Genomic DNA, 7,686 nt, shown 5'->3' with positions numbered 1-7,686 from the left:
AGACGTCATCGCCCTGAGCTGGAGCTTTGTACTCAACCTGGGTCTGGCCCGCAGCGATGGTGACCTTGTCGCCATTGCTCAGGGTGACAGTCAGCGGACGATCCAGCGGCTGGTTCACTTTGACGGTGAACGACGGCTGCTGATCTTCGGTGACATTGCCATTGCTGACGATGGTGACCGAAACCTTGTCGCCTTCGTTGCCAGTGCCGGGAGTGCCAGTGCCTGGCTCATCGGTGACGTCAGTTTTCACTTCGCCCTGACCCAAGGTCAGTTTTTCGAAGTTATCCGCACCAGTGACACCTTCCAGCTTGTTCACGATCGCTGGCTGGCCGCCAACATAGACGTCGTCCGGAGCAGCGATAGTGACCGTGCCGGTAGCACTGCCCGCCGGGATGGTGACTTTGGTGCCATCCGAAAGGGTGAAGGTCAGGCCGCCATGGCCAGTGACATCCAGACCCTGACCATTGGTCAGGGTGACGGTGTAGGTGATCTGGCCGCCTTCGGACACGGTGGTCTTGTCGGCAGTCAGGGTCGCGACGACTTCGCTCTCGGTGTCGCTGATCTGGACGGTGGCAGTACCACCAAGCTTCAGATCCTCGAACGTCTTGCCCGGTACGCTGGCGTCGGTCACGCCCAGGGTCACGGAGCCCGCGTCCTTGAATACGTCGTCACCCTGCGCCGGCAGGCTGTAGGTGGCCTGGGTCTGGCCTGCGGTGATGGTAACTTTGTCGCCATTGCTCAGGGTCACGGTCAGGTCGTGGTCGAGCTTCTGGCTTACGGAGACAGTGAAGGTCGGCTGCTGGGCTTCAGTCACGTTACCGTTGCTGGCAATGCTGACAGTCACGGTATCGATGCTGTCGCTGACCACGGTCTGTGCCGGGGTCGGGTTGGGCACCAGGTTCTCGAAGTTGCCGCCGGTGGCGCCGGTAATGGTGGTGCTGACCGTGCTGCCATTGACGAAGACGTCGTTGGCTGGGGTCTGGAAGTCGACCGAGCCACTGGTCTTGCCGGCTTCGACGGTGACGGTCTGGCCATTGGACAGGGTGACGGTGACCGGCGTCTGTGCCGGGTTGGTCAAGGTTACGGTGTAGGTGATCACGCCGCCTTCGGTGACGCTTGGCGAAGCGGTCAGGGTGGCGGTGGTGGTGTCGACCGAGTCGTTGATCACGGTCTGTGCCGGAGTCGGGTTCGGCACCAGGTTCTCGAAGTTGCCGCCGGTGGCGCCGGTGATGGTGGTGCTGACCGTGCTGCCATTGTTGTAGACGTCGTTGGGCGGGGTCTGGAAATCGACCGAGCCGCTGGACTTGCCAGCCTCGACGGTGATCGTCTGGCCGTTGGACAGGGTGACGGTGACCGGCGTCTGCGCCGGGTTGGTCAGGGTCACGGTGTAGGTGATCACGCCGCCTTCGGTGACGCTTGGCGAAGCGGTCAGGGTGGCGGTGGTGGTATCGATCGTGTCGGTGATCTGGGTCACCGCAGGCGTCGGGTTCGGCGTAACGATCAGGCCATTGCCACCGGTGGTACCGGTGATGGTGGTGGAAATCTGGCCACCATCGATGTACGGCGTGTCATTGGCAGGAATGTTGACGTTGACCGAGCCGCTGGTCTGGCCAGCCGGAATCACGATCACCGCGCCGTTGGACAGGGTGACGGTCAGGTTGCTCTGCGGCGCCTGGCCAACCGTGGCGGTATAGACGATGACGCCGCCCGCTTCGCTGATCGAAGGGGTGGCGCTCAGGCTCAGGCCGGTTGGAATGGGATTGTTGTTGGTGGTGGTGTCGTTGTTGCTATCCAGCCCACCGACTTCTTCGTTTGCCAGGCCTGCGGCGAAGCCCAGGGGGCCGGTGGGGAAGCCGATGCTCGGGTCGACAACGCCTGCGGTTTCTTCCAGCAGCACGAAGCTGTGGCCACCACCGACCGAACCACCACCTGCGGCAGCAGGGCCGGCAGCGGGCGCTTCCAGCTCGGTGGTCGGGTCGACGCCGGAGGCGATGGCCTGTTGCAGCTCTTCGATCGAGGGTGCGGCCTGCGCAGTGGCCTGGGCCAGGTCGGTGCTGCTGTCGGGCGCATCGGCGCTCCATTGAGAGTCGCGGCCCAGATCGAGCATGCGACCGTCGGCCAATTCCAGGGTCACGGCGCCGCCCGGGCCGGTAAGGACTTCCTCGCCTGCGAACAGGCGGTCGCCTTCGATCAGCACGCGCTTGATGCCTTCCGGGGATACTGCGATGACTTGGCCAACAATGCTTTTGACGATGGCAACGACAGTGCTCATGGAACTCTCCGGGATGTGTCTCAATTGGCTTCCGGCCGGCGTGCGAACCTGCTTCCGCTGGAATGTTACAAAAATGATTTGACGCTTTTATGCGTCAATTTTCTGTCAATAATTTTCGGCTATTAAGTTTATGCCAAAGTATTGACCTTCGTCTCGCCATCCTAAACAATCGGCAAACTAATGTCACATTGATATTTGGGTAAAAGCCTCTTCCTTTCGTATTAATTACGTACAGTCTCGCAAGCTCGCCAATCGTTCAGTTTCGGCCGCTATTTTCACGGGCCAGACCCGCTTCGGCCGTGATTTGGGACAACAGCGCCACTTGGGAATCAGTAAAAATGCGTGCGTCACTTTTCACCGTTCTTCCTCTCGCCCTTGCAGCCTCCATTGCCCAAGCACAAACCCTGCCGCAAGCCATGCAACAGGCCTTGGACGTGCACCCGGAAATCCAGGCCGGGGTCAACGCCCGCACAGCCGCGGACTATCAACTGCGGGCCGCCCAGGGTGGTTACCTGCCGCGCGTCGACATGACCGCCGGCTACGGCCGCGAGGGCAGCGATTCGCCGAGTACGTCGCATCGCTGGGAGACCTTGAACCGCGGCGAGTCAAGTATCCGTCTTCGACAAATGGTTTTTGACGGTTTCGCCACCTCCAGCGAAGTCGGTCGTCAACAAGCCACCGTCAATGCCCGCGCCTACTCCCTGATGGGCACCTCCGAACGCACGGCGCTGACCGTCGCCCAGGTCTACCTCGATGTGCTTTCGCGCCGTGAGATGGTGCGCCTGGCCGAAGACAACCTGCGCAACCACGAACGCATCCTCGACCAGATCAAGCTGCGCACCAGCCGTGGCGTAGGCCGCCTGGCCGACCTCGACCAGGCTGAAGCGCGCCTGGCGCAGGCGCGCAACAACCTGATCACCGAACAGACCAACCTGGCCGATGCCAACACCAACTACCTGAGCGTGGTCGGGCAGATGCCTGACGAACTGAGCGCGCCCGCGCCGTTCATCGACCTGCTGCCGGCCACCCTGGACGAGGCGCGCCACCAGATGGTCGAGAGCAGCCCGATCCTGCGTTCGGCAGAATCCGACATCGCTGCGGCCGAAAAACAATACGAAGCGGCCAAGTCTAGTTTCTATCCACGTTTTGACGCGGAGCTCGGACGGACGGCAGACAACAATCTCGACGGCTCTGTCGGCCACAACAATGAATGGCAGGCCATGCTGCGCATGAACTTCAACCTGTACGCCGGTGGTAGCAACAAGGCCGACCTGGAATCGAAGTCGTATCTGGCCAACCAGGCGCTGGATATCCGCAACAACGCCTTGCGTCAGCTCAATGAGGAGTTAGGCTTGGCATGGAATGCTCTGGACAACGCCAACGCCCAGTTGCCGATCGCCCAGCAGTATGTCGATCACAGCACCCGGGTGCGCAGCGCCTACCAGCAGCAGTTCGGTCTGGGCGAGCGAACCCTGCTTGACCTGCTCGACAGCGAGAATGAAACCTTCACTGCGCAACGTCGTCTGGTTGAAGTGAAGAACACTCAGTTGTTTACTCAGTACCGAATCAAGGCGACCATTGGTCAACTGCTGAAGAGCCAGGGTGTCGTAGCCCCCATGGCGACCGTCGTACAGAACGATCTGAAGCCAAAGGTGAACCTGCCAGGCATGAACTGAAGGCGCACCTGTCCTATCCAACCGCAAGGATGAAGAGAGCGCCGCGTGGAATCTGAAGTCAGTCGAGTACAACTCAACCATGATCCACGCAGTCAGCATGACGATCCGCTACTGGACAGCCTGCTGACCCTGTGTGTCCTGCACCAGAAGCCCGCCAGCCGGGCCATGCTGACCACGGGCCTGCCGCTGCCGGCGCAGCGCCTGAGCGTCGAGCTGCTGCCGCGCGCCGCCGCGCGCGCGGGCTTGCAGGGGCGTTTGCTGCAGCGCAAGCTCGAGCAGATCCCCAGCATGGCCATGCCGGCCATGCTGCTATTGAAGGAAGGCCGCAGCGCCGTCCTGGTCGGTTGGGAAAATGAAGACACCGCGCGCCTGCTGCTCAGCGAGAGCGACGGTGGGGAAGTGCTGGTCACCCGCGAGGCGCTGCTCAGCGACTACAGCGGCAAAGTGTTCTTCGCTCAGCCGCAGCACAAGTTCGACGTCAACCACGGCAACTTGATCCCGCGCGCCCGCTCCTGGTTCCGCGACACCCTGATGCGCAGCAAATGGCTGTACATCGACGCCATCGCCGCCAGCCTGGTGATCAACCTGATTGCCCTGGCGGCGCCGCTGTTCGTGATGAACGTCTACGACCGCGTGGTTCCCAACCAGGCCACCTCGACCCTGTGGGTGCTGGCAGTGGGTATCGCCGGTGCCTATGTCTTCGACCTCATCCTCAAGGGGTTGCGCAGCCTCTGTCTGGACCTCGCCGGCAAGAAGACCGACCTGATCATTTCCGCAACGCTGTTCGAGCGGATCGTCGGTATGTCGATGAAGTACCGCCCCGCGCGGGTCGGCAGCTTTGCGCAGAACATCCACGAGTTCCAGGGGCTGCGCGACTTCCTCGCTTCGCTCACCCTCACCAGCCTTATCGACCTGCCGTTCACCCTGCTGATCCTGATGGTGATCGCCATCATCGGTGGGCACCTGGTATGGATTCCGGTTTTGGCCTTCCCGCTGGCCCTGGGCATCGGCTATGCCCTGCAGAAACCATTGATGGCGACGATGGAGCGCACCATGGCGCTGGCTTCCGAGCGCCAGTCCAGCCTCATCGAGACCCTTGCCGGGCTGGATGCGGTGAAGGTCAACAACGCCGAGAGCGAGCGCCAGTACATGTGGGAGCAGACCCTCGGCACGCTCAGCCGCCTCGAACTGCGGGTCAAGGTGCTGTCGGGCCTGGCGATGAACATCACCATGCTGATCCAGCAGCTCGCAGGTGTGGCGATGATCTGTGTCGGCGTCTACCTGATCATCGACGGCAACCTCAGCATGGGCGGCCTGGTGGCCTGCTACATGCTCAGTGGCCGCGCGCTCGGCCCGCTGGGTCAGCTCAATGGGCTGCTGGCCCGCTACCAGCAGGCCAAGGTGACCATGGTCGCGACCGACCAGATGATGGAACTGCCCCAGGAGCGCAACTTCGAAGAGCGTCCGCTGAGCCGTCAGGTATTGCAGGGCGCGGTCGAGTTCCGCGGCGTCGAGTTCACCTACCCGAACCAGCAGAACCAGGCACTCAAGGGCATCAACCTGGTCATCCGGCCTGGTGAGAAAGTCGGCATCATCGGCCGCAGTGGTTCGGGCAAGAGCTCGCTGGCCAAGTTGATCGTTGGCCTTTATGAGGCCGACGGCGGCTCGCTGCTGGTGGATGGCGTCGATATCCGCCAGATCGACGTCAGCGAACTGCGCCACAACATCGGCTACGTGCCCCAGGATATCCAGTTGCTGGCCGGCACCCTGCGCGACAACCTGGTCAGCGGCGCCCGCTACATCGAAGACGAGCTGATCCTGCAGGCCGCAGAGCTGGCGGGCGTGCATGAGTTTGCCCGCCTGCACCCCGACGGTTACGAGCTGCAGGTCGGCGAGCGCGGCCAGAATCTCTCCGGCGGCCAGCGCCAGAACGTCGCCCTGGCCCGTGCGCTGCTGCTCAATCCGCAGATCCTGCTGCTCGACGAGCCCACCAGCGCCATGGACAACACTGGCGAAGAGCGACTCAAGCAGCGCCTTGGCGCGGTGATCGAAGGCAAGACCGTGCTGCTGGTCACTCACCGGGCGTCGTTGTTGTCGCTGGTGGACCGGTTGATTGTCATCGATCGTGGACAGATCGTCGCGGATGGCCCGAAAGCCGCCGTCATGGAAGCGCTGAAGAAGGGGCAGATCAGTGTTGCATAAGCTGGATATCGGGCGTTTCAAGGACAACCTGCGCCGCTACTTCAAGGGCTCCGAGTCGCTGGCAGGCCAGCCGCTGCCAGAGGTCAACAAGGCACTGATCGAAGATGCCCCGCGCATCGTGCGGCTGACCATCTGGGGCGTGATCGCCTTCTTCGTGTTCCTGATCGTCTGGGCCAGTGTCGCGCCCATCGATGAGGTGACGCGCGGCGAAGGCAAGGCCATCCCGTCGTCGAAGGTGCAGAAGATCCAGAACCTGGAAGGCGGGATCGTTGCGCAGATCTACGCCAAGGAGGGGGAGATCGTCGAAGTCGGCCAGCCGCTGTTGCGCCTGGACGAAACGCGCTTCGCCTCCAACGTCGACGAAACCGAGGCCTCACGCCTGGCCATGGCGCTGCGTGTACAGCGCCTGAGCGCCGAGGTCGACGACAAGCCACTGCAGATCGACGAGGAACTGCGCAAGGCTGCGCCGAGCCAGGCAGCCAGCGAGCAGTCGCTGTACCAGAGCCGCCGCCAGCAACTGCAGGATGAAATCAGCGGCCTGGAGCAGCAACTGGTGCAGAAGCAGCAGGAACTGCGCGAGTTCAACTCCAAGCGCGCCCAGTACGCCAACAGCTTGCAGTTGCTGCGCCAGGAAATCTCCATGTCCGAGCCGCTGGTGGCCCAGGGCGCGATCTCGCAGGTCGAGGTGCTGCGCCTGCGCCGCGCCGAAGTCGAGAACCGTGGCCAGATGGACTCTACCGCCCTGGCCATTCCCCGCGCCGAGGCGGCGATCAAGGAAGTGCAGAGCAAGATCGAGGAAACCCGCGGCAAGTTCCGCAGCGAGGCCCTCACCCAGCTCAACGAGGCTCGCACCGAGCTGAACAAGGCCACGGCCACCAGCAAGGCGCTGGATGACCGGGTCAACCGCACAATGGTCACATCGCCGGTGCGCGGTATCGTCAAGCAACTGCTGGTGAACACCATCGGCGGCGTGATCCAGCCGGGCAGCGACATCATCGAGATCGTGCCGCTGGACGACACCTTGGTGGTGGAAGCGAAGATCCTGCCCAAGGATATTGCCTTCCTGCACCCGGGGCAGGAGGCCACGGTCAAGTTCACCGCCTACGACTACACCATCTATGGCGGCCTGAAGGCCAAGCTCGAGCAAATCGGTGCCGACACCATCACCGATGAAGACAAGAAGACCACCTATTACCTGATCAAGCTGCGCACCGAGAAGAGCCATCTGGGCTCGGATGAGAAGCCGCTGCTGATCATCCCGGGCATGGTCGCCACGGTGGATATCCTCACCGGCAAGAAGACCATCATGAGCTACCTGCTCAAACCAATCATCAAGGCCCGCTCCGAGGCGCTGCGCGAGCGCTGATCACGACCCGGCCCGGTGGTCCCTGTAGGAGCGGGCTTGCCCGCGAAAAGAACACCGCGCTGCCTGGCACGGGCTGCGCCCGTGTTCGCGGGACAAGCCCGCTCCCACAGGGACCACCGGGCCGGGTCGTGATCAGCGCTCGCGCAGCGCCTCGGAGCGGGCCTTGATGA

4 protein-coding genes are annotated in these 7,686 nt (G+C 62.6%); 3 read left to right on the top strand and 1 reads right to left on the bottom strand.

Going from position 1 to position 7,686, the window contains the following annotated elements:
* Nucleotides 1–2,272, bottom strand: a 2,272-nt coding sequence (locus ACPZMI_RS00325; protein ID WP_426351433.1) for a retention module-containing protein, incomplete at its 3' end; no start/stop codon positions are given.
* A gap of 338 nt (nt 2,273–2,610) precedes the next feature.
* Between ACPZMI_RS00325 and ACPZMI_RS00320 the strand changes: the two genes are divergently transcribed.
* Genes ACPZMI_RS00320 through ACPZMI_RS00310 form a run of 3 tightly spaced genes read left to right on the top strand, consistent with a single transcriptional unit; the run spans nt 2,611 to nt 7,516 of the window.
* Nucleotides 2,611–3,948, top strand: coding sequence for a TolC family outer membrane protein (locus ACPZMI_RS00320; protein ID WP_186665445.1), 1,338 nt, complete (start codon nt 2,611–2,613; stop codon nt 3,946–3,948).
* 45 nt (nt 3,949–3,993) lie between these two features.
* Nucleotides 3,994–6,150 carry a type I secretion system permease/ATPase gene (locus tag ACPZMI_RS00315; protein ID WP_186665447.1) on the top strand — a complete coding sequence of 719 codons (2,157 nt, stop codon included), beginning with the start codon at nt 3,994–3,996 and terminating at the stop codon, nt 6,148–6,150.
* Complete coding sequence (locus ACPZMI_RS00310; protein WP_186665448.1) at nt 6,140–7,516, top strand: HlyD family type I secretion periplasmic adaptor subunit; 1,377 nt, start codon at nt 6,140–6,142, stop codon at nt 7,514–7,516. Before ACPZMI_RS00315 ends, ACPZMI_RS00310 begins: the two co-directional genes overlap by 11 nt.
* Nucleotides 7,517–7,686: the final 170 nt, after the last annotated feature.

Source organism: Pseudomonas wayambapalatensis (assembly GCF_049942315.1).
GTDB lineage: Bacteria > Pseudomonadota > Gammaproteobacteria > Pseudomonadales > Pseudomonadaceae > Aquipseudomonas > Aquipseudomonas wayambapalatensis.
This window is presented reverse-complemented; position numbering and strand designations above follow the sequence as displayed.

Excerpts from the sequence above, each read along its gene's own strand:
- ACPZMI_RS00320 (WP_186665445.1), top strand. The coding sequence starts at position 2,611 with ATGCGTGCGTCACTTTTCACCGTTCTTCCTCTCGCCCTTGCAGCCTCC.